The sequence below is a fragment of the Celeribacter naphthalenivorans genome (genome assembly GCF_020524585.1).
GTDB lineage: Bacteria > Pseudomonadota > Alphaproteobacteria > Rhodobacterales > Rhodobacteraceae > Celeribacter > Celeribacter naphthalenivorans.
In genome coordinates this window covers 186,280-209,926 of sequence record NZ_JAIVLK010000001.1, presented here as the reverse complement: position 1 = coordinate 209,926, position 23,647 = coordinate 186,280, and the positions used below count along the sequence as shown (strand labels likewise).

29 protein-coding genes and 1 tRNA gene are annotated in these 23,647 nt (G+C 61.2%); 12 read left to right on the top strand and 18 right to left on the bottom strand.

Annotated elements, in window-relative coordinates; all coding sequences use genetic code 11:
* Positions 1–27: 27 nt before the first annotated feature.
* The 7 genes from LC094_RS01060 to LC094_RS01030 all read right to left on the bottom strand — a co-directional run bounded on the left by LC094_RS01060 (position 28) and on the right by LC094_RS01030 (position 5,631).
* Positions 28–477 (bottom strand): MarR family winged helix-turn-helix transcriptional regulator, encoded by a 450-nt coding sequence (locus LC094_RS01060; RefSeq protein ID WP_226549310.1) that lies wholly within the window; start codon positions 475–477, stop codon positions 28–30.
* Between the two features lie 10 nt (positions 478–487).
* Entirely contained in the window at positions 488–1,810 is a 1,323-nt protein-coding gene (locus tag LC094_RS01055; RefSeq protein WP_226549308.1) for a TRAP transporter large permease, read from the bottom strand.
* Positions 1,810–2,349: a TRAP transporter small permease gene (locus LC094_RS01050; protein WP_226549306.1), complete on the bottom strand. Its 540-nt coding sequence runs from the start codon at positions 2,347–2,349 to the stop codon at positions 1,810–1,812. Before LC094_RS01050 ends, LC094_RS01055 begins: the two co-directional genes overlap by 1 nt.
* Positions 2,350–2,355: 6 nt before the next feature.
* Entirely contained in the window at positions 2,356–3,396 is a 1,041-nt protein-coding gene (locus LC094_RS01045; RefSeq protein ID WP_226549304.1) for a TRAP transporter substrate-binding protein, read from the bottom strand.
* Between the two features lie 91 nt (positions 3,397–3,487).
* Positions 3,488–4,255: a crotonase/enoyl-CoA hydratase family protein gene (locus LC094_RS01040; RefSeq protein ID WP_226549303.1), complete on the bottom strand. Its 768-nt coding sequence runs from the start codon at positions 4,253–4,255 to the stop codon at positions 3,488–3,490.
* A gap of 12 nt (positions 4,256–4,267) precedes the next feature.
* Positions 4,268–5,032, bottom strand: coding sequence for an SDR family NAD(P)-dependent oxidoreductase (locus LC094_RS01035; RefSeq protein ID WP_226549301.1), 765 nt, complete (start codon positions 5,030–5,032; stop codon positions 4,268–4,270).
* A 188-nt stretch (positions 5,033–5,220) separates the two neighbouring features.
* Complete coding sequence (locus tag LC094_RS01030) at positions 5,221–5,631, bottom strand: MarR family winged helix-turn-helix transcriptional regulator (RefSeq protein ID WP_226549299.1); 411 nt, start codon at positions 5,629–5,631, stop codon at positions 5,221–5,223.
* Between the two features lie 262 nt (positions 5,632–5,893).
* On the opposite strand from LC094_RS01030, the gene LC094_RS01025 reads away from it, so the two are divergent.
* The 8 genes from LC094_RS01025 (at position 5,894) to LC094_RS00990 (ending at position 13,234) form a co-directional block, all read left to right on the top strand.
* Positions 5,894–6,943, top strand: coding sequence for a TRAP transporter substrate-binding protein (locus LC094_RS01025; protein ID WP_226549297.1), 1,050 nt, complete (start codon positions 5,894–5,896; stop codon positions 6,941–6,943).
* A gap of 77 nt (positions 6,944–7,020) precedes the next feature.
* Positions 7,021–7,518, top strand: a complete 498-nt coding sequence (locus LC094_RS01020; protein WP_226549294.1) for a TRAP transporter small permease — start codon at positions 7,021–7,023, stop codon at positions 7,516–7,518.
* Positions 7,511–8,902: a TRAP transporter large permease gene (locus tag LC094_RS01015; protein WP_226549292.1), complete on the top strand. Its 1,392-nt coding sequence runs from the start codon at positions 7,511–7,513 to the stop codon at positions 8,900–8,902. Before LC094_RS01020 ends, LC094_RS01015 begins: the two co-directional genes overlap by 8 nt.
* Before the next feature lie 18 nt (positions 8,903–8,920).
* Positions 8,921–10,141 (top strand): 3-hydroxybenzoate 6-monooxygenase, encoded by a 1,221-nt coding sequence (locus tag LC094_RS01010; protein ID WP_226549289.1) that lies wholly within the window; start codon positions 8,921–8,923, stop codon positions 10,139–10,141.
* 30 nt (positions 10,142–10,171) lie between these two features.
* Complete coding sequence (locus LC094_RS01005; RefSeq protein WP_226549286.1) at positions 10,172–10,870, top strand: fumarylacetoacetate hydrolase family protein; 699 nt, start codon at positions 10,172–10,174, stop codon at positions 10,868–10,870.
* A 3-nt stretch (positions 10,871–10,873) separates the two neighbouring features.
* Positions 10,874–11,521 carry a maleylacetoacetate isomerase gene (maiA, locus tag LC094_RS01000; protein ID WP_226549283.1) on the top strand — a complete coding sequence of 216 codons (648 nt, stop codon included), beginning with the start codon at positions 10,874–10,876 and terminating at the stop codon, positions 11,519–11,521.
* A 55-nt stretch (positions 11,522–11,576) separates the two neighbouring features.
* Entirely contained in the window at positions 11,577–12,680 is a 1,104-nt protein-coding gene (locus LC094_RS00995; RefSeq protein WP_226549280.1) for a cupin domain-containing protein, read from the top strand.
* Complete coding sequence (locus LC094_RS00990; protein ID WP_226549277.1) at positions 12,680–13,234, top strand: maleylpyruvate isomerase N-terminal domain-containing protein; 555 nt, start codon at positions 12,680–12,682, stop codon at positions 13,232–13,234. The genes LC094_RS00995 and LC094_RS00990 overlap by 1 nt, the downstream gene beginning before the upstream one ends.
* Here LC094_RS00990 and LC094_RS00985 read toward each other — a convergent pair whose 3' ends face one another.
* Positions 13,235–14,359: a cytochrome-c peroxidase gene (locus LC094_RS00985; RefSeq protein ID WP_404814955.1), complete on the bottom strand. Its 1,125-nt coding sequence runs from the start codon at positions 14,357–14,359 to the stop codon at positions 13,235–13,237. It abuts the gene before it with no gap.
* A 203-nt stretch (positions 14,360–14,562) separates the two neighbouring features.
* On the opposite strand from LC094_RS00985, the gene LC094_RS00980 reads away from it, so the two are divergent.
* Positions 14,563–14,636 (top strand) — tRNA-Gly (locus LC094_RS00980).
* A 112-nt stretch (positions 14,637–14,748) separates the two neighbouring features.
* Here the strand turns inward: LC094_RS00980 and LC094_RS00975 are convergent.
* From LC094_RS00975 to LC094_RS00945, 7 genes are all read right to left on the bottom strand, one after another.
* A complete protein-coding gene (locus LC094_RS00975) occupies positions 14,749–14,955 on the bottom strand; it encodes a YgaP family membrane protein (protein ID WP_226549275.1) in 207 nt (68 codons plus the stop codon).
* Positions 14,956–15,034: 79 nt separating this feature from the next.
* Positions 15,035–15,436 carry a PaaI family thioesterase gene (locus tag LC094_RS00970; RefSeq protein WP_226549272.1) on the bottom strand — a complete coding sequence of 134 codons (402 nt, stop codon included), beginning with the start codon at positions 15,434–15,436 and terminating at the stop codon, positions 15,035–15,037.
* On the bottom strand, positions 15,433–16,098 hold the full coding sequence (locus LC094_RS00965) for an SOS response-associated peptidase (RefSeq protein WP_226549269.1): 666 nt from the start codon (positions 16,096–16,098) through the stop codon (positions 15,433–15,435). The genes LC094_RS00970 and LC094_RS00965 overlap by 4 nt, the downstream gene beginning before the upstream one ends.
* 122 nt (positions 16,099–16,220) lie before the next feature.
* The gene (locus tag LC094_RS00960; protein ID WP_226549266.1) at positions 16,221–16,526 is read right to left on the bottom strand and encodes a DnaJ family domain-containing protein; all 306 of its coding nucleotides are present in this window, start codon (positions 16,524–16,526) and stop codon (positions 16,221–16,223) included.
* A complete protein-coding gene (locus LC094_RS00955; RefSeq protein WP_226549263.1) occupies positions 16,527–16,988 on the bottom strand; it encodes a GFA family protein in 462 nt (153 codons plus the stop codon). It lies immediately after the preceding gene.
* Positions 16,989–17,060: 72 nt separating this feature from the next.
* Positions 17,061–18,623: a bifunctional metallophosphatase/5'-nucleotidase gene (locus LC094_RS00950; protein ID WP_226549262.1), complete on the bottom strand. Its 1,563-nt coding sequence runs from the start codon at positions 18,621–18,623 to the stop codon at positions 17,061–17,063.
* A gap of 127 nt (positions 18,624–18,750) precedes the next feature.
* Complete coding sequence (locus tag LC094_RS00945) at positions 18,751–19,407, bottom strand: TetR/AcrR family transcriptional regulator (RefSeq protein ID WP_226549260.1); 657 nt, start codon at positions 19,405–19,407, stop codon at positions 18,751–18,753.
* Between the two features lie 77 nt (positions 19,408–19,484).
* Here LC094_RS00945 and LC094_RS00940 point away from each other — a divergent pair, with 77 nt between their 5' ends.
* From LC094_RS00940 to LC094_RS00930, 3 genes are all read left to right on the top strand, one after another.
* Entirely contained in the window at positions 19,485–19,727 is a 243-nt protein-coding gene (locus LC094_RS00940) for a hypothetical protein (RefSeq protein WP_226549258.1), read from the top strand.
* A gap of 71 nt (positions 19,728–19,798) precedes the next feature.
* The gene (locus tag LC094_RS00935; protein WP_226549257.1) at positions 19,799–20,134 is read left to right on the top strand and encodes a DUF952 domain-containing protein; all 336 of its coding nucleotides are present in this window, start codon (positions 19,799–19,801) and stop codon (positions 20,132–20,134) included.
* 17 nt (positions 20,135–20,151) lie between these two features.
* Positions 20,152–21,225 (top strand): quinone-dependent dihydroorotate dehydrogenase, encoded by a 1,074-nt coding sequence (locus LC094_RS00930; protein WP_226549255.1) that lies wholly within the window; start codon positions 20,152–20,154, stop codon positions 21,223–21,225.
* A 33-nt stretch (positions 21,226–21,258) separates the two neighbouring features.
* On the opposite strand, the gene LC094_RS00925 is transcribed toward LC094_RS00930, so the two are convergent.
* The 3 genes from LC094_RS00925 to LC094_RS00915 are packed head-to-tail and all read right to left on the bottom strand — an operon-like array spanning position 21,259 to position 23,505.
* On the bottom strand, positions 21,259–22,575 hold the full coding sequence (locus LC094_RS00925) for an MATE family efflux transporter (protein WP_226549253.1): 1,317 nt from the start codon (positions 22,573–22,575) through the stop codon (positions 21,259–21,261).
* On the bottom strand, positions 22,568–23,080 hold the full coding sequence (locus LC094_RS00920) for a PaaI family thioesterase (protein ID WP_226549251.1): 513 nt from the start codon (positions 23,078–23,080) through the stop codon (positions 22,568–22,570). Before LC094_RS00920 ends, LC094_RS00925 begins: the two co-directional genes overlap by 8 nt.
* A complete protein-coding gene (locus LC094_RS00915; RefSeq protein ID WP_226549248.1) occupies positions 23,077–23,505 on the bottom strand; it encodes a PaaI family thioesterase in 429 nt (142 codons plus the stop codon). Before LC094_RS00915 ends, LC094_RS00920 begins: the two co-directional genes overlap by 4 nt.
* Between the last annotated feature and the right edge of the window lie 142 nt (positions 23,506–23,647).

Here is a 23,647-nt window from a genome sequence, read left to right as displayed (position 1 = left end):
TTCCTCCCAAAAGCCGATAAGATGCGGCTATTTCCTCCCGACGCGGCCCAAAAGGGTCTTGAGCCTGGTCCGTTCTTCATCCGTCAGCGCAGCAAACAGAGCGTCCTCATGGGCCTCAACCGCCCGCTCTGCCTCCTGCCATTTCTTGTCGCCCAGCGCGGTGGAGCGCAGGGCATATTGCCGCCGGTCGCCTTCGACGCGTCCGCGTTCGATCAGATCGGCGCTTTCCAATTCATCCACCAAAACCACCACGCCGGAGCGCTCGATATGCAGCGCCACGGCGAGGCGGCTCTGGGAGATGTCGGGGTTTTCCTTGATGATCGCGAGGGCGGAAAAAGACGTCATCCGAAGCCCCAGAGGCTCCAGCACCCGCGCCAGATCCTCGCGCACCGCCAAAAAGGCACGTTTCATATTGTAGCCCACGAATTGGCGCAGGTTCTGGTCGGTGATTTCGGTATCTTTATCGCACTTGCTCATCGTCTCTTCCTCAGTTGGCCACCAAATCCACCAGCCAATAGCTCAGCACCGGGAAGCTGACCAGAATGGCGATGCGGAAGAACTCCGCAATGATGAACGGCGTGGTGCCGCGGAAAATCTGGCTCGTCGGGATGTCTTTCGCCATCGAGGAGATGACAAAGAGGTTCATCCCCACAGGCGGCGTGATCAGCCCCATTTCGACCACCACCAAAGAGATGATGCCGAACCACATGGCTTGTTGTTCCGGCATGAGACCGAAATCCAGCGCCATGATCGTGGGGAAGAACACCGGCACGGTCAGGAGGATCATCGAGAGGCTGTCCATGAGGCAGCCCATGACGAGGTAGAAGACGATGATCCCCATCAGCACCACCATGGGAGCAACATTCGCGGCGGAGAAATAGGCGGCCACTTCGGTGGGCATGCGCGAGAGCGCCAGCGCAACGTTGAAGATGTCGGCGCCAAAGACGATGGCAAAGATCATCGCGGTGGACCCGGCGGTGTCGATCAGGCAATCGAGGATGGCCCGCCCGTCGAGACCACGGGTCAAAAGCCCGGCGACCAGCATCAGGATCACACCGACGGAGGCGCCTTCGGCCGGCGTGAAGAACCCGCCATAGATGCCGCCCAAGACGATGACGAAGATCACGACCACATGCCAGATGTCTTTCAAGGCTTTCAGACGCTGCGCGAAACTGGCGGGTTCATGGGTCGGGCCTTCGGAGGGGTAAAGCCGGACATAGACCGCAATGGCGATACAGAACCCGATGACCGCCAGAATGCCGGGAATGGTCGCCGCCAAGAACAGTTTGACGATGTTCTGCTCAGTCAGAAGGGCATAGATGATCAGCACCACAGAAGGCGGAATGAGGATGCCAAGCGTGCCGCCCGCCGCCAAAGAGCCGGAGGCCAAAGCACCGGAATAGCCATGTTTGCGCATCTCCGGCAGCGCCACGCGGGCCATGGTGGAAGCGGTCGCGAGAGACGAGCCCGAAATGGACCCGAACATCGCACAGCCCGCCACAGACGCCATCGCCAGACCGCCACGCAAATGTCCGATCCAAGAGTTCGACGCCGCAAAGATCGCGGCAGAGATGCCGGAGCGCGTCGCGAGATGTCCCATGAGAATGAACAAAGGCACGATGGCCAGCTCATAAGACATGAATTTATCGACCCAGGCCGTGTTGAAATAGGCCATGAGCGCGTAAGGCGAGGCGAGCGTGATATAGCCCACGGCGCCGACCAACCCCATGCCCAAAGCAATCGGCATCCGGGCAAAGATCAAAAGCAAAAGCCCCACGACCATCAGAATGGCAATCGTCATCGGCTCCATCAGCGCACCTCCAGACCGCGAAAGGCGGTGCTGATCATCGGCAGGCCCTGCAAAAAGGCCACGATGGCCGAAAGCCCGGTGCCCAAAAGCGCGGGCAGATAGACCCACCACACGGGCGCGCGCAGCAACATGGTGCGGTCGCCATAGTCATGCATTTCCAAAAGTCCCATTGCGAGCCGCCAGGTCAGAAACGCCCAACAGACGGCGAAAATCATCGTCCAGACGCCGTCAAAGCGGCGCTGGGTCACGGGTTTCAGCCAGAGCGTGAAAAGATCGACCATGACGTGCCCCTTGTTGAACTGGCACAGAGGCAAAAAGAGCGAGGCACAGGCCGCACAGGCCAGCTCGACCAATTCGAAATCCCCGCGAATGCCACCCAAGCCCAGATTGCGCATCACCACCGACAGGGTGACGGCCAGAGAGGCCGCGAAAATCACAGCACCCCCAAGCCCCGCAGAGCCAAGGCAAATCGCCCGGAGCGCGCGGAACAGGGGGGTGTGATCCCCCTGCCCTGTTTCTGTGTTAAGTCGCTCGGCCATGATGGATCACCCGGCGTCCAGAAGGTCGTTCGCACGCGCCACAATGGCCGCACCATCGAGACCCGCGTCGTTCAACTTGCCGATCCATTCGTCATAGACGGGCGTCGCCATCTCACGCCATTTCGCGATCTCGGCGGCCGGAATGGTGTGGATCTCATTGCCCTGTTTCTCGACAACGCCGCGCCCGAAGGCCTCGAATTCATCGAATTGCGCGCCCAGACGACGGGACAGATCGGCGCCGGAATGATCGTCGATCACCTTGCGCAGATCGTCGGAGAGGCCCTCGTATTTGCGCTCGTTCATCACCAGCGCGAAGGTGTTACAATAAAGCCCACGCGCGCCCGCTTCGGGTTCGTTGGACACAGAGGTCAGTTCCTGAAGCTTGAACGCTGGCACCACCTCATAGGGCAGGCAACAGCCGTCGATCACGCCATTCGACAGCCCCACGACCATCTCGGTCACCGGGAAGAACACGGTCTCGGCCCCCATGATCTCCAACATCTTGCCGGTCGCCTGGTTCGGCGCGCGCAGTTTGAGGCCCTTCACATCGTCAGCGGTCGAAATTTTCTGACCCCGGGTGTGAAATTTGCCGCCATCATGGGTGTGGAAGGCCAAGGGTTTCAGCCCGCGATATTCGTTCTGGCCGAATTCCTCCATCAGCGTATGCATCGCGACAGAGGTCTTTTCGGCATTGGTCACCATGAAGGGCAGCGCCATGGTTTCGGCCACCGGGAACCGGTCCGGCGTGTACACCGGCAGGGTCCATGAGATGTCGGCGATGCCTTGGCGTGCCTGATCGGCGAGCTGGGGCGGTTTGCCACCCAACTGCATCGAGGGGAACATCTGCATCTCGATGGCGCCATCGGAAGCGTCGGAGATTTCCTTGGCCCAGACATCGAAGAACCGGGTCTGCATGGGCGCCACGCCCGGCAGGAAATGCGCCACGCGCAGCGTCACTTCGGCGGCGTGGGCTTTTCTGAGAAATGCGGGGGTCGCGAGGGCGGCGCCCATCGTGGCCATGGCCATACGGCGTGTCATAGTTGTCATGTGTAATCCTCCCAAAATCATGACGGATGCCCGTGTTACGGGTCTTGTTTTGTTGGAGCGGGCGGTCTCCTCTCCGCCCATCTCTGGCGCGTTACCTGAAAACCGGAACGCGCTTTTCCAAGAAGGCCTTGAGACCCTCTTCGGCATCTTCACTGGTTTGCGAGACGGCAGCGCACATGCTTTCCATGAACAACCCGTCGGCTTTCGACATATCCTCGATCCGGCTGATCGCCTGGATCATCATGTAATTCGACAGCGTGGCGTTCTTGGCGATCTTGGCCGCAAGTTTCTGTGCCAGCGCAAGCGCTTCGCCCTCGCCCACGGCATAATGGGTGAGGCCAAGCGCCAGACCTTCATCCGAATTGTATTTGCGGCCCGTGAGCATCATCTCGCACATCCGGTCCGCGCCCAGAATGCGCCCCACGCGCACGGTGGCCCCGCCACCGACAAAGATGCCGCGCATGCCTTCGGGCAGTTGGAAAATCGTCGAAGGCTCCGAGATCCGCACATGAGTGGCGGCGGCCATTTCAAGCCCTCCACCGATCACGGCGCCATACATGGCAGAAATCACCGGCAGGCCGCCGAACTGGATTTTATCCATGACGCCATGCCAGTTGCGCGAGTGGCGCATGGTGCCTTCGGCGTTGCGGGCGACATGTTCGGAAAGATCGAGGCCGGAGCAATAATGCCCCTCTGTGCCCGTCATGATCACCACACGCACGCCCTCAGGCGGCGCGGAGAAAAACCCGTCGATGGCATCCAAAAGCTCATCGCACATGGCGTTGCGCTTGCCGGGGCGGTTCATGGTCAGAGTGGCGATCGGCCCCTCGATGTCGATTTTGAGAATCTCGCTGGTCATCGGCTTTTCTTCTTATTTGATTGGCATGCGGGCTGCGGCGTCGAGGCGAATAACCGTCCCGTTCAGCATCGGGTTTTCAACGATGGCCTGCGCCAGACGGGCATATTCGTCTGGGTCGCCCATGCGGGACGGGTACGGCACGTTCTTGAGAATATCGGCGCGGATGTCATCCGGCAGGCCTGCGCTCATCGCGGTCTCAAAGAGCCCCGGCGCGATGGCCATGACACGGATGCCGAAACGCGCAAGCTCGCGTGCCGCCGGGAGCGTCATCGAGGCCACGCCGCCTTTCGAGGCGGAATAGGCCGCCTGCCCGATCTGGCCGTCCTCAAACGCCACAGAGGAGGTGTTGATGATCACGCCGCGTGCCCCGTCCGCATCGATGGGATCGGCGGCGGCCATGGCGCGCGCCGCGATGTTCATCACCGCGTAAGTGCCCAGAAGATTGACGTTCAGCGCCCTGGCAAATGTGTCGATGGTGAGCGATCCGTCCCGCGGCAGGATGCGCCCCGCCGTGCCGATGCCCGCGCAAGAGACCACGATACGGGGCGTGCCCAACTCGCGTTCGATTTGCGCGAATGCCGCCTCGACCGCGCCCGCGTCGCTGACATCCACCGCATAGCCTGTGCCACCGATCTCGGCTGCCGCTTTGGCCGCCGCCTCCCCCGACAGATCGAGAATGGCCACCGTGGCGCCCGCCTCGGCCAGGCGTTTTGCCGTGGCAAAGCCCAGCCCGCTGGCCGCGCCCGTCACGACGGCGACATGCCCTTTGATCTCCATGATGTCTCCTCCCGTTTGAGAAAACCATGCAGAGGATTAATTGTTATGTCAATGAACAATTAAATCACAGACCTATCTCGCAGATGCAGCAAAGACAAACCGCCAGACCCCGCAAGGAAAACCATGCGGGCGCGCCTCCAAGACGGCAGGATGTCGCTGCGGCGCAGAGCCGCCGCAAAGACGGAATGTCAGGCTTTTTTATCCAGAATCAGAGGCGCACGGCTGAGATCATTGCCAGCGTCCGCCGCCTTGGTCGCGAGGCGCAAGAACTCCGCCCGCTCGACATCAGAGAGCCCGGACAGAATGTCATCCTGAAAATCCCGAACCAAAGGAACCAGTTTTTCCAAAAGCGCATCGCCTTCAGACGTCAGGCTGACGATCCGCGCGCGACGATCATGATCGCACACCCTGCGCTCGACGAGCCCCTTGCTCTCCAGCCGGTCGATCACGCCGCCAATCGTCGCACGATCATAGGCGATGACCCCGGCCAGTCGCGCCTGATCGATGCCCGGGTTTGCCTTGACGGCATACATCGCAGCGAATTGCACCGACGTCATGGTCAGCCCCAGCTCTTTCATCCGCTCCTGAAAGACAGACATGGAGATCTGATTCAGGCGTCGAATCAAGTATCCGGCCATGTTGTGTATTTCGAGTTGCATGAGGTTTTCCCCTGAGTTTTCCCCTGAGCGCCCGGTGTCAGATCCGGCGACATATCGGACTTCTTCATGCCTTATCCGCATGATGCAGGTCAATAATAAGTATGCTTACCGAATTGACTCAGATCAATAGTAAGTATACACACTATTCAGGGCGCAACGGGAGTGCGCCGCGAAAATTGCGACAAAATTCGGAGGAGCTCACATGTCCATTCGGGCCAAATTCACCCGCGCCAAGCTGCTCGGCACCATCGCCGCCGCCAGCATCGCGACCGCCACATCCGCATTCGCGCAGGACGTCACCCTGATCATGCACCACTTCCTGCCGCCGGTGGCCAACGCCCATAAAGTGATGTTGGAGCCCTGGGCACAGAAGGTCATGGACGACAGCGACGGGCGCATCGACATCCAGATTTACCCGGCCATGTCGATGGGCGGCAAACCGGGCGAGCTTTATAATCAGGTGCGTGACGGCACAGCGGACATCGTCTGGACGCTGCTGGGCTACAACCCGGGCGTCTTCCCGCGCACCGAGGTCTTTGAATTGCCGACCGTGCACAAAGGCTCCGCCACCGACACGACCATCGCGCTCAATGCTTCGATGGAGATGCTGGGTGAGGATTTCAAAGACATCCATGTGCTGTTCCTGCACGCCAATGACGGCAACCTGATCCATTCCGGCAACAAGGAAGTCACCACATTTGAAGACGTCGCGGGCATGAAGCTGCGCACGCCGTCACGCACCGGCGCTTGGCTGATCGAAGCCATGGGCGCGGAGCCCGTGAGCCTTCCCGTCCCTGCCGTGCCCGAGGCCATGGCGAAAGGCGTGATCGACGGCGCGATGACCACCTATGAGATCGTCCCGGCGCTCAAATTGCAGGAACTCGACAAATACACCGCCGAGCTGCCGAATGGCGACCGTTTCGGCACCGCCGTCTTCATGGTGGCGATGAACAAGGACGTCTACGAGGACCTGCCGGACGATCTGAAAGCCGTGATCGACGCCAATTCCCGCGAGAACGTCGCAGCCGAGATCGGCGCGATGTGGGAAGGCTTTGAGGAGGCTGGTGTAAGCGCGCTTGATGGCGCGGGCATCAGCCGACACACTTTCTCCGACGAAGAAGCCGCGAAATTCAACGCGGTGAGCGAAGAAGTCGTGGCCCGCTGGGTCGCCGAGGTCACTGAGAAGGGCATCGACGGCGCCGTGATCGTGGATCAGGCCCGTGCGGCTGTCGCGGCGGCACACGGCGAATAAAACAACCCGAAAACATAGAGCGGCGGAACCGCCCGCCGCTCTCCCCTAACGAAACGCACCCAACCGGGAGGCATGCTATGCACGCTCATGTGACGCGTCTGGCAGACGTATTCGCTATGCTTGGAGGCGCGATCCTCTTTGTCATCGTGATGGTCACCACCACCAACACTGGCGCCTTTATTCTTGATCGGTTCATGGGCCTGTTTGGCCAGGACGTCTCCGGCCTTCCGGGCTACGAAGATTTCGTCCAGCTCGCCATTTCCGGCGCGGCACTCATGTTTTTCCCCTACACGCAGGCCTCGCGCGGCCATGTCGCCGTGGATTTGTTCGTCGCCAATGCGCCAATGCCCGTGAAACGGCTTTTGGACCACATGTGGCTGACGCTCACTGCCGCAGTCGCGCTGTTTCTGGCCTATTGGATGGTCCATGGCATGCTCGAATCCCGCTCTGACGCCGCCGAAGCCGGTGTCCTGGGCTGGCCGATCTGGCCCTTCTACCTTCCCGGCATCGCCTCCATGGTCCTTTGGGCCGTGGTCTCCGTGAGCCAGATTTTCGGAGACGCGCGCTATGCTTGATCCCATCACCATCGGGGTTCTGGGCCTCGTCGTTCTTTTCGTCCTTCTGGTCCTGCGCATGCCCGTCGGCATCGCGATGATTATTGTTGGCATCGGCGGCACCTATGCGCTCTCGCTGGCACTGCCCTATGTGCGCTTTGTGCCCTATATCCGTCAGTTCAAATCGCTCCTCTGGGAGAACGTCGCGAGCTACGATCTCTCCGTCGTGCCTTTGTTCGTGCTGATGGGCTACATCGCCGCCGAAGCGCGGCTGTCCTCGGACCTGTTCAAAGGTCTCGAGGCCCTCTTGTCCCGGTTGCGCGGCGGTGTCGCCATGGCGGCGATCGCGGCCTGTGGCGGCTTTGGCGCGGTCTGTGGGTCCTCCTTGGCGACCGCTGCGACCATGGGCAAAGTGGCCCTGCCGGAACTCAAAGAGCTTGGCTACAAGGACCGTCTCTCCGCGGGCGCACTGGCCGCAGGTGGCACGCTCGGCATCCTGATCCCGCCCTCGGTGGCGCTGGTGATCTATGCGATCATCGTCGAGGGGTCGATCCTCAAGATGTTCCAGGCCGCCGTGATCCCCGGCCTTCTGGCGGTGCTGTCCTTTATCGGCGTGATCGCCATTCTGGTCCGCGTCAACCCGTCTCTGGCGCCCGAACCGCGCCCGATGCCGCGCGCGGAACGCAACCTTGCGCTCAAGCGCCTCTTCCCGGTGATCCTCATTTTTGGCGCGATCATTCTGGGTCTGGGTTTTGGCCTCTTCACGCCAACGCCCGCCGCCTCCATCGGTGTCTTCCTGATCGGCGCCTATGGCTTTGCGCTCCGCGCTCTGACCGGCGAAGGGTTGAACCTCAAAGGCCTGCGCCGCGCGCTTCAAGCCACCGCAATCACCTCCGGCATGATCTACCTGATCCTTTTCGGGGCCGAAGTGCTCAAGGGCTTCTTCACCCGCTCCGGCCTGCCGCAAGCTCTGTCGGAATGGGCGGCAAACTCCGGCATGGATCCAATGCTGGTGCTTGTGATCATGCTCATCGCCTTCGTGATCCTCGGCTGCTTCATGGAAAGCCTCGCGATGATCCTCGTCGTGGTGCCCTTCTTCTGGCCGACGCTCATCGCGCTCAACGGCGGCGAATATGTCACCGCAGAGACCGCCGCCTACGGCATGGACACCGAAAGCCTCAAAATCTGGTTCGGCATCCTCGCCCTCATTGTGGTCGAGCTCGGGCTGATCACCCCGCCCGTCGGTCTCAACGTCTTCATCATCTCCTCGCTCGCCAAGGACACGCCCATGTCCACCGTCTTCCGCGGTGTCATGCCCTTCCTTGGCTCCGAGGTCATCCGTGTGGCTCTGATCCTGATGATCCCGGCCCTCACCCTCACCATTCCGCGCCTCATCGGCGGCTGACAATAAGGAGACACACCCATGTCTGATCTTCCCATTCTCATTGCCGGTGGCGGCATCGGTGGCCTTGCTGCCGCCTGTGGTCTGGCCCGCAAAGGACACCGGTCCATCGTTGTCGAACAAGCCCCCGCCTTGGGCGAAATCGGCGCCGGCATCCAGATCGGCCCGAACGCATTCCACTGTTTCGACTATCTCGGCGTCGGCGACGAGGCGCGCGAGAAGGCGGTCTATATCGACAAGCTGCGTCTTATGGATGCGCAAACCGCCGAGGACATCACCTCTATCCCGCTGGACGAGCCCTTCCGTGAGCGCTTCAAAAACCCCTACGCCGTGGTGCACCGCGCCGACCTGCATGGCGTTTTGCTGAAATACTGCGAAGACAGCCCGCTGGTGGACATTCGCACCTCCCACATCGTGGAGGGCTATGACCAAGACGGCACCTCCGTGACACTCAAAGTCAAAGACCGCGATCCGATCAAAGGCTCCTTCCTGATCGGCGCCGAAGGTCTGCGCTCTGCGATCCGCGGTCAAATGATCGGCGACGGCGAGCCGCGCATTTCCGGCCACACCACCTATCGCTCCGTCATCCCGACCGAACAAATGCCCGAAGACCTGCGCTGGAACGCGGCCACGCTTTGGGCCGGTCCGAAATGTCACATCGTGCACTACCCGCTCAAGGGCTGGAAAGTCTTCAACCTCGTCGTGACCTATCACCGCGACGTGCAAGAGGCCATCGCAGGCCGTCCGGTCAGCAAAGAAGAGGTCGCGCAAGGCTTTGAGCACATCCACCCGAAGGCCCGTCAGGTGATTGAGAATGGCTCCGATTGGAAGCTCTGGGTGCTCTGCGACCGCGATCCGATTTCCAACTGGGTCGAGGACCGCGTGGCTTTGCTCGGCGATGCCGCCCACCCGATGCTACAATATTTTGCCCAAGGCGCCTGTATGGCGATGGAAGACGCGGTCGCGCTGTCGCATTGCATCGAGCATTACGGCGAGAACGTCGAACGCGCGCTCCAGATTTATCAGGAAATGCGCAAGGTCCGCACCGCCCGCGTTCAGATGAATTCGCGTCTCATCGGCGAATACATCTACCACCCGGACGACGCGAAAGCCGCCGTGCGCAACCATGTGATGTCGGGCATGTCGCCGGATGAATGGTACGACCAGCTCTCATGGCTCTATGGCTCGACCGGCCTTGACGACACCACCGTGAACGCCGCGCTGAAAACCGCCGCCGAATAACCTCCCCTAAGAAACGCAAAAGGAACCGATATGTCCTATGTCTTCCCCCCCGCCCCGCAGGCCACCGTCGCCGTAGACGGCACCGATGATCGCCTGCCGGTCCGCCGCATCTTCTGCGTCGGTCGCAACTACGCCGCCCATGCCCGTGAGATGGGCCGCGACCCAGATCGTGAACCGCCGTTCTTCTTTACCAAACCGGCAGATGCCGTTGTCGAGAGCGGTGAGGTCGTGGCCTACCCGCCAGAGACCGAAAACTTCCACTACGAGGCGGAACTGGTTGTGGCCATCGGCAAAGGCGGCAAGAACATCGCCGAAGAGGACAGCCTTTCGCACGTCTGGGGCTATGCCGTCGGCAACGACCTGACGCGGCGCGACCTGCAACTCAAGGCCCGCGAGCAAGGCCGTCCGTGGGATTGGGGCAAGGCGTTCGACCGCTCTGCCGTCATTGGCCCGGTGTTCCAGGTGGAAAAAGTCGGCCATCTTTCCAGCGGCGCGATCAAGCTCACGGTGAATGGCGAGGTCAAACAGGACGCTGATCTGGCCGAGCTGATCTGGTCGGTGCCGGAGATCATCTCGATCCTGTCGCATTCCATCGCGCTCGCCCCCGGCGATCTGATCATGACCGGCACGCCCGCAGGCGTCGGTGCCATGGTTGAGGGCGATGTTTGTGTCGTCGAGATCGAGGGCCTGGGCAAGATCGAGACCCCGATTGGCAAACGCGAGGGCTAAGACATGCCGTTGAAGTTGCACAACTTCTTCCGCTCCTCCACCTCAACGCGGCTGCGTGCCGCGTTGAACCTCAAGGGGCTGGAGTATGACTATATCGCCTATGTGCTGCGTGACGGAGAAACCCGGACGCCGGAGTATCTGGCCAAGAACCCGCAAGGTCTCGTGCCGACGCTTGAGACCGAAGACGGCAGCTTTCTGACGCAATCTCTCGCCATCATGGAATGGCTCGAGGAAACCCACCCGGAACCTGCGCTTTTGCCCGAGGATGCCGCCGGTCGCGCCCGCGTGCGTGCGCTGTCCTATATGATCGCCTGCGAGATTCACCCGCTCAACAACCTGCGCGTTTTGTTCCGCATCCGCGATCAGTTCGGGGCAGATGAGGAAGCCCAGAAAGCGTGGTTCACCCATTGGGTCACCCTCACCTTTGATGCGCTGGAAGCTGAGCTTTCGACCTCGAAAGACACCGGTACCTATTGCCATGGCGATACGCCGACCATGGCCGATTGCTGTCTTTATGCGCAGGTCTGGAACAACAAACGCTTTGGCGTGCCGCTTGAAAATTGGCCGGTGATTTCGCGCATCTATGCCGAACTCGACACGCTCCCGGCTTTCACCAAAGCGGCCCCGCCCAACCAACCCGACGCCGCCTGAGGCCTCGCCCATACGCACGCAGCCTAGCGCGTGACCAACCCGGAGGAATTTCACCATGCTGACCGAAGATCGCAACCACGACACCATAGAACACGGGATGCAGCCGGAGGACACTCCGGAACTGCGCGCGCTTTACAAGAGCTTTGAGCATGAAAGCCTGATCCCGCTCTGGACCCAGCTTGGCGATCTGATGCCGATGACGCCCAAATCCAAAGCTGTGCCGCATGTCTGGCGGTGGGCCGATCTTTTGCCGCTGGCGGAAAAATCCGGGGAACTCGTGCCCGTGGGCCGGGGCGGCGAACGCCGTGCGATTGGCCTTGCCAATCCGGGCCTCGGTGGCAACGCCTACGTCAGCCCGACCATGTGGGCCGCTATCCAGTATCTCTGCCCGGGCGAGAACGCGCCGGAACACCGCCATTCGCAAAACGCCTTTCGGTTTGTGGTTGAGGGCGAAGGCGTCTGGACCGTGGTCAATGGCGACCCGGTGCGCATGTCGCGGGGCGATTTGCTTTTGACGCCGGGCTGGTGTTTCCACGGTCACCACAATGTCGCGACCGAGCCGATGGCCTGGATCGACGGGCTCGACATTCCGTTCAGCCAACAGATGGATGTGGGCTTTTTTGAGTTCGGCTCTGACCGTGTGACCGACAACGCGACCCCGGATGTCTCCCGTGGCGAACGCCTCTGGTGTCACCCGGGTCTGCGTCCGCTGTCGCAGTTGCAAAACACCGTCTCCTCGCCCATCGGCGCCTATCGTTGGGAGTTCACCGACCGGGCACTGACCGAGCAGCTTTTGCTCGAAGACGAGGGCCAGCCCGCCACGGTTGAGCAGGGCCACGCCGCGATCCGCTACGTCAATCCGACCACCGGCGGCGATGTGATGCCGACGATCCGCTGCGAATTCCACCGGCTGCGCGCGGGCACGGAGACGGCCACGCGCAATGAGGTTGGCTCGACCGTGTTCCAAGTCTTTGAAGGCAAAGGGGCTGTCGTGATGAATGGCGTCGAGCATAAGCTGGAGAAAGGCGACATGTTCGTCGTGCCGTCTTGGGTGCCGTGGTCTTTGCAGGCCGAGACGCAGTTCGACCTGTTCCGCTTCTCGGATGCGCCGATCATGGAACGCCTTGGCTTCATGCGTCAGATGGTCGAGGGGCAGTGATGTCGCTCACCGAGACAGACATCGCCGCCCGCGAGGCGCTAAAGGAACGCTTGGGCAAGGGGGCGCGTTTCGACGCCCCCAACGCGCCCGCTGAAGATTTGCTTTTGGCGCGCCGAGGCACCGCCTATTTCGCGCGCAAACTCATGGAATTGTCGGATGACGACCTCTACGCGCCCTCCGCGATTTCCGGCTTGAGCCGCGCACATATCATTGTCCGCGTCAGCTATGAGGCCCGCTATCAGGCGCTGGCTTTGGAGGCATTGGACAAGGGCGAGGTGCTGGAATTGCCACAAGAACTGCCCTCGCTTGAGCTCGCAGCCACGCTCCCGGCCCGCGCGCTTCGGCACCTGTTTCAGCACTCCGAAGTGCATCTCAACGTCTGTTGGCGCGATCTGTCCGAGGCGCAATGGGATGCGGTGCTCACCTTGGCCGATGGCACGCAAACGACACCCCGCGCCCTGCCTTTGCTGCGCGCCAAAGGTATCTGGCAAGGCGCGCTCGATCTTGGCAATGGCGCAAGGCTCAAGGATGTGCCGAAAGCCCTCGCGCTGTGATCACTCGTCGAGCAGATGCTCGTAACGCGCATCTGTCAGGGTCTTCATAAAGGCCACCAAGGCGTCAATCTCGCGATCCTCAAGCGCCGGCCCCGTGGTCAGCTCTTCCATCGAAAGGTTCTCTGCCACCTCCGGCGCCCCAAAGCGTTCGCCGGTTTCCGGGTTGATCATCCGCGCCTCGGATTTCGTGTTGTAGGTGTTGTAGAACAGCACGACCGTGCGCAGATCCTGAAACACGCCGTTGTGCATATAGGGCCCGGTGACGGCGACGTTCCGAAGCGTCGGCACCTTGATCTTGCCTGCCAAACCCGCCGCATCCTCGACCAACGCGTTCTGCGCCAGCCCCAGATCGGGATGCCCGCGCCCGACGCCGTTCATGTCACGCAGCGCGCCATTCTCCGGCACGCCGATGTTGTGATATTCGTAATTGGTGAAGGTCTCGCCCTCCATCCCCGCACGCGGCTTGAGCTCGTGGCAGAGGTTGCAATTGGTGAATTGCTGCGAGAAAAACAGCGTCTCGCCCAGCGCCTCCTCGCGTGTCAACTCCGCCTCTCCCCGTAGGTAACGGTCGTATTTGCTGTCAAACGGCGAGAACAGATCGGTGCCTTCAAAGGCGGCAATCGCCTTGGTTATCGCGGCATAGGCCTCGTCTTGGTCGGCGAAAATCTCGTCGCCAAAGAGGTCCTTGAAGGCCACGACATAGGCCGGGTTTTCCTCCAGCCGTGCCACCACGGAGGCGGCATCCGGCATGCCCATCTCGATCGGGTTCAACGGCGGCCCGCCCGCCTGATCCGCCAAAGTCGCAGCGCGCCCGTCATGGAATTGCCCACCGCGATAGACGCCCTCGTCGAGCTTTTCGAACATGGGCGCGAAATGCGCGTAGCTCGCGGTCGGCGCATTGCGGTCCCCTATGGAAACCCCGTCATCGCCCGGCGACGCCATGCCCCGCGGATCGGCAAAGCCGTAGTCGGGATTGTGACAGGTCGAACAGGATTGCGTCCGGTTCTGCGACAGGTTTTCGTCGAAAAACAGCGCCTCCCCCAGCTTTTCGAGCGTCGCAAGGTCTTCGGCCATCGCCGGAGCGGCCAGCAAAGCACAGAAGATCCGCAGGGCAAGAGATTTCATCGTGAGCTTCCTGAGAGTCATGGCAGTTTCCAAAGCGAGGTCCGTCGGGACGGCTTTACCCGAGCTTTTCAATCAGGAATTTGACCGAAGTCAAGCCCCACACAGAAATCGTGATCGCGCCCGCCCGCCCCAGTCAGCCATTTGACGCCACCTTGACCACTTGACGCTCCAAAATCCATGCCCTAAACACAGGGTTCTACGCGGCGGGCGTTGTGTAGTGGTAAGACCTTAGCCTTCCAAGCTAATGACGCGGGTTCGATTCCCGCCGCCCGCTCCAAAATCCCCCTCCCTCTCAAATCTGTGCCCGTCGACTTACGCTTTTCTTTGGCACAAATACTCAAAAAAACGGGGTCCCAAAGGACCCCGCTCGAACGTCTTATCCTCTGAGATCACTTCTCAAAGGCGCAGCCAGCAGGGATGCCCAGCTTAGCAAAGACCATCGCCGCCGGGCACCAGCCGGTGAAGGAAGATTGCAGAAGGTTGGCGCCGATGAACACGGTCAGCCAGACAAAGCCGAGGTGAACAAATTGGGTCAGCGCGACGCTGACCAAAACCATGATGCCGGCAAAGCGGAACATAGCGCGGTCAATGGACATGGGGGTCTCCGTGAATGGATGTCAGATTTGCGACAGATGTAGCATAACGCGAATACAAATTCAATATATTGAATTCGAATTACACACCTGATCGCACCCGAAACGTCGCCTGTGCTGTGGCGATCAATTCTCCGGTCTCATCGACAATCGTCCCTTCGGTGAAAAACGTCTTCGCCCCGCCGCCCATACGGCGTCCGACCGCGATCAGCCGCGTGCCTTTCGGGCGCGACAGGTAGTTGATGCTCAGCGACAGGGTGAGCGTCATGCGCCGGTCTTCCGGGTCGCCGGTATAGGCGCCAGCATAGCCCATCGCCGTGTCGAGCATCGTGGCGTAGACCCCTCCATGCGGCAAGCCGGAGCGGTTCAGGTGCTCGGGGCAAATCGTCGCCTCAAACCGCGCCACATCCCTGTCCCAACCGGTCATTTCAACACCCAAATGTGCCAGCGCCGCAGACGGCCCTTCCAAAAGCGATGTCTTCATTCGTCGATCTCCTCGATCAGCTCAGGCCCCGTGGCCCGGTTGGAATTCACGGCCTTATCGACGCGGTGAAATGTAAGTCTGTCATCTGCTGCGGGCTGCATCAAACGCGCCGCGCCATGCCCCTCTTCGCCCAGCCACTTGCCCCAATCGTCGGCTCGCAAAATGACCGGGATGCGGTGGTGAATCTCGGCCATGCGGCCTGTGGCCTCGGTCGTGACCATGGCGCAGGACGCAAGGCGCGTGCCGTTCTGCTCCCACTCCTGCCAGACGCCCGCAAAGACCATCGGGCCCTCCCCCGAGGGCTGGATGTACCACGGCAGTTTCTCCCCACCTTCGGGGCGAAACCATTCATAAAACCCATCCGCCGGAATGAGGCAGCGCCGCGTGCGGCAGGCCTCGCGAAAGGCGGGTTTCTCGGCGAGGGTTTCGGCACGCGCGTTGATCAAAAGCGGCCCGTCGGAAGGCATTTTATACCAGCGCGGGATAAAGCCCCAACGCATCGGCACGAGGCGGCGCTGATCGGTCTCGCGATAGATGACGTGGATCTGTGTGGTCGGGCAGATGTTGTAATTCGGGATCGGCGGCAGGTCATTCGCAGGCGCCGCTTCGAAAAGCTGCGCCATGGCATCATTGGGCAAGGTCAGGGCAAAACGTCCGCACATAAGCGTATTTTACCCGCTCAGATGGCGGGGGCCAGAGCGGATCGTATCGGTGAGGCGCGAAAACTGACGCCTGGTGTTCCGATGACAAGCTCAGAACAAGACTGGCGCAACAGCCCCCCCCCTCAGCGATGCGCCTTGCGCGCCAGATCAATCTTGGCATCCATCATCGACATCTCTTTCATGATCTCGGTGCGCCGCGTCCGGTCCCCGGTCTCGCGCAGTTCCTCACGCAGCTTCTCCAACTCCCGCGACAGGATAACAAACTCCGGCACGCCGCCGTTTTCCTTGATCACCCGATTGAGAAGCGCGTTCTCCGGGTCGTCTTCCTCAGGCAAAGGCTTGCCCGCACCCGGCAGATTGTCGAAAGCGCCGTCGCGCTCGGCCTCTGCGATTTTCTGATTGATCAAATCGATGAGCGGGTGATCCATCTAAGCCCCTTTCGCGGCCTTGAACCGCGCAAGGCTGGCCTCAGACCAAACCTCTTTCGGCTTATAGAAGCCTTCAAACACCTGCGCGCCGTCGGGCAACACGACCCAGGGCAATTTCGTGGAGGTGAAGATATGCACATCCGGCACGATCTCGGCGCGCTCTTCCAGCGTGCCGCAACGGACAAAGGCAAACACCTCGCCTGAGCCCGCGTAATGCGACCAGAGCGCGACTTTGCAGGTCGGACAGCGCGCGATGCTCTGGCCATGGCCCGAATTCGAGGGCGTCAAAACCATGTCCGGCGCGCCTTTCGTCACCTTGATTTCAGAGGTCTCAAGATAGGCATTGAGCGCAAAAGCCGATCCCGTCTCGCGCTGACACCAGCTGCAGTGACAGCAATGCACGATCATTGGCGAGGCCGTGACCTCGAATTCCACCTCACCACATGTGCAGCGCCCGTGCATGATCCGTCCTCCAACAAAAAAGCCCCCGCATGATCGCGAGGGCTTCTTGGTTTGTCTAGGTCGAACCGCGATTTACTTCACGGTGATGCGGCCGTCCGTGTAGGGCGTGTAGGGCGCGTTTTCGATCAGGTAATCGGCCAGAACATCGGCCACATCGGGGCCGAAGTCATAGGCATTCTCAGCGCTCGTGAACATTTTGTACCCGTCACCGCCATTGCGGACGTAGTTGTTGGACGCCACGCCATAGACCTTATCCATCTCGATCGGCGCGCCGCCGACCATCACGTCGGAAATGCGGGCACCCACCTCGGCGGAGGGGTCAACGGTGTAGGACATGCCCGCCACCTGCGGGAAACGGCCCGCGCCATCGGCCATCTCGGAGACGCCGTTTTCAAGCGCCGCGACAATGGTTTCGCCGGTCACTTCGAAGGTGGAGAGCGTGTTCTGGAACGGCAGCACCGTGAGCACATCGCCCATGGTCACCTGACCGCCCTGAATGGAAGCCCGCAGGCCACCGCCGTTCTGGATCGCGATCTCGACACCTTGGTCTTTCACGCGCTCCAGCATGGCGTCGGCCACGAGGTTGCCCATCGGGCATTCCACAGCGCGGCAGGTTTCGCGCGAGCCGTCGATGTCGGCGGAGGCTTCGGCCACGACCGTGGCTTTCAGTTCGTTGATCGGCCCGGCCAGTTCGGCGACGCGGGATTTGATGCTTTCGTCTTCGGCCACGGAGGCGTCGAGCAGGATCGGCTCGCCCGTCGCGGAGATCAGCGTGCCCTCGTCATCAAAGGTCAGCACGAGGTGACCGAGGTATTTCGAATAGGCATAGGCGGAGACCACCGGGACCTCGCCCACCATCGTGGGGTACGCCATGGCGCCTTCGATCTCGTTGGAGAACAGCGTGTGGGAGTGACCGCCGACCACAACGTCGATGCCCGCGACCTCTTCCGCCAGCGACAGATCCTTGTTCACGCCGACGTGGGTCAGCGCGATGATCTTGGTCACACCTTCGGCCTCAAGTGCGGCCACATCGGCGGCAAGGCTATCGGCTTCGTCCTGGAAGATCACATTCGGACCGGGGCTGGAGGTCTCCGGCGTGTCCACGGCCAGCGCGGAGATGATGCCGATCTTTTCGCCGCCCACCTCAAGCACGACATGGTTTTTCACCTTATCGGCCAGAATGTTGGATTGCGATACGTCGAGGTTGCCGGAGATCACCGGGAAGGACACGTTTTCGATCAGTTTGAGCGTGCCGTCCGGGCCATCGTCGAATTCGTGGTTGCCCAGCGCCATCACGTCATAGCCGATCTTTTCCATCATCTCGGCTTCGACATCGCCCTTGTAGGTCGTGTACATCAGCGAGCCCTGGTACTGGTCGCCTGCGTCGAGCAGAAGCACGTTCTCACCGTCGAGCTCCGCGCGCATCTCGGCAACTTTCGTGGCCAGACGGGCATAGCCGCCAAAGCATTCGCCCGCCGCGTTGTCTTCTTCGGGGCAGGTGTTGTCGTATTTCGTAATCGGTTCGATTCGGCTGTGCAAATCGTTGGTATGAAGAATGTGCAGCGTATATTCGGCATGCGCAGCTCCGGCCATCAGAGCCATTGCAGCGGTGGTGGTGAGAACTTTTTTGAGCATATCTTGCCCCCTGTTAAACTAGATGACCCTGAGCCTGACCAAAGTTTATCAAAGAGTCAAAGCCCTGTTCCGGGTTTTGGCTACATTCGCAACGTAACGGAAATGTAACGATGCAATGACAGGCAGATCATCCTTTTTCGACGTCCTGCCCGTCCAGGCACCCCCCCAGCACCTCCTGCGCCAAGATCGCAGGATCGGTCTCGAGCCGCCCGGTCAAAAGCCGCATCCAGGCCGCCGCCATAATCGTCTCCGCTAGGGCTTTCGCCGTCACACCGGGTTTGACCTCGCCGCGCGCGACCGCGCTGTCGACCACCGCGCTCAAGGCCTCCAGCCTCTCGAGGCGATAGTGCTCCAGAGCTTCGGCGACATCGGCATTGCACTGCGCCTCCGCGATGATCAGCGCGAAGGTCTGGCCTTTCGGGGTCTGCCAATGGGTAAAAACGAAACGGAAGAACGCGGTGATCGAAGCGATCAATGTGCCTTTGTCCTCGTGATGATATGTGCCCTTGGCGCGCTCATAGACCGCCACCAACAAGGCGCCCCGCGACGGCCACCATTTATAAAGCGTCGCCTTGCCCGCGCGGGCGCGTTTGGCCACCGCCTCCATGGTCAGCCCTTTCACCCCCTTCTCGACCAAAAGCGCCTCGGCCGCGTCCAGAATCGCCTCTTCCGTCGCCGGATTACGGCGCGCGCCGATGGAGCGCCGTTGAGGCCGAGACGTTTTCCCCTCTCCACCCATCGCCTCCGCAGAGGGGGCTGTGCGATTTGCCACAGGATTTGTCACAAGCTGATCCTTTACATATCAAAACGGATCGTTCATATAAGACAAACGAAACGCACCGTTCTCTTTGGAGCTACCACATGTCTGCATCCTCCGCCACCCTGCCCCAAACACCCCCCAGAAAACCCAACCGCCTACGTTTCAGCTTCTTCGTCTTTATGGGCGTTTATCCTCTGGTCACCGCTGTGATCTACGCGCTCACCCCCTTCACCTCCGAATGGCACATCTGGCAACGCAACCTCGTCATGGTGCCGATGATCGTTGGCTCGATGGTCTTCGTCATCATTCCGGCCATCCACAAACACTGCCACCGCTGGCTCTGATCCACGCGGCATTTTCGCCTCTGCGTGAAAGTGTCATTGACCGCGCCGCGCCGCACTGGCATCTGGAAACCATGCTGATTTACAAAATCTTCCGTGCCCCCGAGTGGGCGGCAATGCAAACCGCTGGCGAGACCCTCGGCGCCCCCGTGGATCTCGCCGATGGCTATGTCCATTTCTCCACCAAAGATCAGGTCGCCGAGACCGCCGCGAAATGGTTCGCCGGCGAAGAGGACCTGCATCTTCTCGCACTCGAGAGCGACGCGCTGGCACCCCATCTCAAATGGGAGCCTTCGCGTGGCGGAGCTTTGTTTCCGCATCTCTATCGGGCGCTGACCATGGAGGACATCCTCTGGGTCACCCCCCTGCCGCTTGGCCCCGAGGGCCATATCTTCCCCGATCTGTCCTGAGCCCCTAGGAGCCGCAAATGTCTATTTTCGAACAATTTGGCATGATGGTCCTGCGCAGCTTCGACCCGGAGAAGTCTCACAAACTGTCGCTCTCCGCGCTGCGTGCGGGGCTTGCGCCCCTGCCCGGCCCCGTGACGTCGGCTCGACTCAAAACCACCTTCGCCGGGATCGAAATGCCAAACCCCGTCGGCCTCGCCGCAGGCTTCGACAAGAACGCCGAGGCCATTCCGCAACTGTCGCGCGCGGGTTTTGGCTTTATCGAACTGGGCGCCGCGACCCCGCATCCGCAGCCCGGCAACCCGAAACCGCGCCTGTTTCGCCTGAGCGAAGATCACGCCGTGATCAACCGTTTCGGGTTCAACAATGATGGCATGGAAGAGATCGCCAACCGCCTCGCCCGCAGCCGTCATTCGCATCACAGCACGGACATCCCCGTCGGCCTCAACCTCGGCGCCAACAAAGATAGCGAAGACCGCGCCGCAGATTTCGCCAAGGTGCTGGCGCATTGCGGCAATTTCATCGATTTCGCGACGGTCAATGTCTCGAGTCCCAACACCGAGAAGCTGCGTGACCTGCAAGGTGCCGAAGCGCTCGAAGCGCTCTTGGCCGGTGTGCTCGACGCCCGCAAGGGCCTGAAACGTGCCGTGCCGGTTTTGCTTAAAATCGCCCCCGATCTTGAGCTGACAGAGCTTCAGGAAATCGCTGAAGTCGCCCGCAAGTCCGGCATCGACGGCGTCATCGCCACCAACACCACGCTGTCGCGCGAAGGTTTGAAATCTGCACATAAAGGCGAAGCAGGCGGGCTTTCCGGGCGTCCATTGTTCGAAAAGTCCACGCGCGTGCTCGCAACGCTCTCCCGCGAACTGGGCGACGACGTGCCGCTCATCGGCGTTGGCGGCATCTCTTCGGCGCTCGATGCCTATGCGAAAATCCGCGCGGGCGCCTCTTTGGTCCAACTCTATTCCGCGATGGTTTACCAAGGCCTCTCGCTCGCCCCTCGCATCGCGCGCGGCCTCGACGACTTGCTGGCGAAAGACGGTTTCGACCACGTCTCGGAGGCAGTGGGCACAGGACGCGGCGACTGGCTCTAAGTCGCCGTTTCCTTTGCTGCCCAAATACTCAAATCAGACCTCGGCACTCCGCTCCAGCCCCGGATATTTCGCAAACAGCGTCGCGCCGCGGGCGATGTAGCTGATCATCAGCGCCGCCCAAAGCCCGTGATTGCCCCAAAGCGGGATCAACACGGCCACCGCTGCCAGATAGACCAAAAGCGACAGCACCATCATGTTGCGCATGTCGCGGGTGCGCGTCGCGCCGATGAAAATTCCGTCGAGCATCCAGGCCGCCAGCCCCAACAAAGGCCCCGCCACCATCCACGGCAGATAGGTGCGCGCCTCCGTGCGCACATCGGGCGCGGTGGTCATCACGTCGATGATCGTGCCGCCCAAGACGGCAAATCCCAACGCCAGCAAAGCGGACACGATCAGCCCCCAAAAGGACGCCAAAACCGCGCCTCGGCGCAGCGCCATGCGCGACCGCGCGCCCAAGGCATTGCCGACAATGGCCTCGGCGGCAAAGGCAAAACCGTCGAGCGCATAGGCGGTGATCTCGATGAATTGCATCAGAATCTGGTTCGAGGCCAGCGTCAGATCGCCGAAACCCGCGCCGAAAAAGGTAAAGCTCACCATGATGCCCAACAGCAGAACGGAGCGGATCAGAATATCCGTGTTGACCCGCAGCATATGCATGAGCCGCGCCCCGTCGAAGACCTGCGCCCAATCGCGCCAGAGCGTGGTTTTGAAGGCATCGCGACAGAGCCAGAGGCCAAACCCCGCACCGGAGACCTCGGCCAGCACGGTCGCAATCGCCACGCCTTCGACGCCCCAGCCCAGCCCAAGCACGAACCAGAGATCGAGCCCAATGTTGAGACCGTTCATCCAGAGTTGCAACAGCAGGACCCCGGTCGTGCGCTCTTGTGCGATGAGCCAGCCGGTGAGGCCAAAAACCGCGATGTTAAACGGCGCGGACCAGATGCGGATGCCGATGTAACTGCGGGCGAGGCTTTCGACCTCATCGGACGCCGGCGCCACTTGAAACGCCGCCCAGAGGAGCGGCGCTTGAAAGAGGATCAAAAGCCCGCCGCCGAGGACGCCGATCATCAGCGCGCGGGTCAAAAGCGCGGCCACCTCGCCGGTGTCGCCAGCGCCCCGCGCCTGACTGACCATGCCGGTCGTGCCCATGCGCAGAAAGCCGAAGACCCAGTAAAGAGAGGCCAGAATGATCGCGCCAAGCCCGACAGCGCCGATGGGCGCCGCCTCCCCCATTTGCCCCACGACGCCGGTGTCGACCGCGCCCAAGATGGGCACGGTGGCGTTGGACAAAACAATGGGCAGCGCGATTTTCAGGACCCGCCGATGGGTCAGAGGCAGCGCTTCAGTCATTGGACGTGCGATTGTCCGGCATCAGGACAGGCATCAGGAAATGCCCCGTCGCATGCACGGTCGGACGCGCGCGGTTGTCTTGCCAGGCTTCGACCTGCACCGAGGCATAACGCCGCCCGGCGCGGGTGATCTCGGCGCGGGCGTAGGCATCGCGCGGCAGACCGGAGCGCAGGTAATCCACTGTCAGATCAATGGTTTTCGGGAATTTCGGCAGGACATCCACGGTCTCGCCCGCTTCGATCTTCGGCCAGACCATCGACCAGCTCAGCGTAATCAAAGCGGTGACTTCAAGAAAGGCTGCCAAGGCCCCGCCATGCAGCGCGGGCAGCGCCGGATTGCCGATCAAATCGGGGCGATAGGGCATCACCGCGGTCAGCTCATCGCCGCGGCGTTCAAACTCGAAGCCCATGAAAGAGATATAAGGCACGCGCGCCACCAGGGCAGAAAGCGCGGCATCACGGCGTTCTTTGACGACCTGAATCGGTTCGGGTTTGGCGCGGCTCATGAGTTGCCCCTTTCGACGGTAAAGGCGCCCGTGGCGGCGGCGACCGGCACGTCGGAGGTGCCATCTGTGGCGGAGACCCGCACGAATCCCACGGCACGCGTCATGTGATAGCAAATCGCATGGGCGGTGATCGTCGCGCCGGGTTTCGCCGCACGCATATAGTCGATTCTGAGATCGAGTGTGGCGGTCGCAAGCCCTGCGTTCGGATGACTCATCACCGACGCCCCAGCACAGGTGTCCATCAGGGCCGAAACGGCGCCGCCATGGATCACGCCGCTTTCCGGGTCCCCGATCAGCTTTTCCGAATAGGGCATGTAAATCTCGGCCTCGCCCGCGCCGATGGTCGTCAGAACCATGCCCAGCGCCTCGCAATGCGGCAGGCTCGCGATGAATTGGCGGGCGATTTCTGTGCGGTCGGCGGGCATGATCTTCTTCTTTATGAGCGCGGTATGGGCGCGTTTATAATGTGACCTGCCGATCTGGCTGCAAGGAGAAAATCGCGAGCAATGGGGACAGCTGCGCCAAACTGACGCCACGAAACCCATGTGGGAAACCTGTGCGCCGAAC